This window comes from Isoptericola sp. b515 (assembly GCF_030588125.1).
In the GTDB taxonomy this organism is placed as follows: Bacteria; Actinomycetota; Actinomycetes; order Actinomycetales; family Cellulomonadaceae; genus Isoptericola; species Isoptericola sediminis.
This window is the reverse complement of sequence record NZ_JAUQYR010000012.1, coordinates 1-594: the sequence shown is the minus strand read 5'-3', so window position 1 is coordinate 594 and position 594 is coordinate 1. Positions and strand designations below refer to the sequence as shown.

The following is a 594-nucleotide window of genomic DNA, read 5'->3' as shown; positions in this document are numbered from 1 at the left end:
TCCTTCTTCGGCTCCTAGTGCCAAGGCATCCACCATGTGCCCTTAAAAACTTCGACACACTACAAAATTGCTACAGAAATCCAAGAAAACACACCCCACCAGCCCCTGAAGGCAAGGAGGGATGTACTTGAACATCTGGGATGCTCGCGTCCACTGTGCAGTTCTCAAGCAACGGACGGACCCGCCGGCACCTGGCGCACCTACCCCCACCCGAGCCACCACCAGCTCACGCTGCGGCACCCGTGGAAGCGGTCTGCGACCGACCGACGACCCGTATCCATCAAGACCCCGACCAAGCGGCCGGCTGCCTCAGGACCCAACAGTGTGCTCACCAGCCCGCCACCAGCAGACCGACCCTTCCGACCGCGAACCCGGCACCCCAGGGGGCACCGCACGGTGTACTAGCTCGACCCACCCAGCGGCAGGCTGTAGTCAATGTTCCACCCAGAGCAACCACCAGACGCACGATCGGCGCCTCAAGCGGCTTGCCATGACCCCCCACCACGCGGGCGGGAGGTATGTGCTCCTTAGAAAGGAGGTGATCCAGCCGCACCTTCCGGTACGGCTACCTTGTTACGACTTAGTCCCAATCGC

At 62.1% G+C, this 594-nt stretch carries 1 rRNA gene; it reads right to left on the bottom strand.

What is annotated here, in order from left to right:
* Positions 1-531: 531 nt before the first annotated feature.
* Positions 532-594 (bottom strand): 16S ribosomal RNA (locus Q6350_RS15310); the annotation flags it as partial.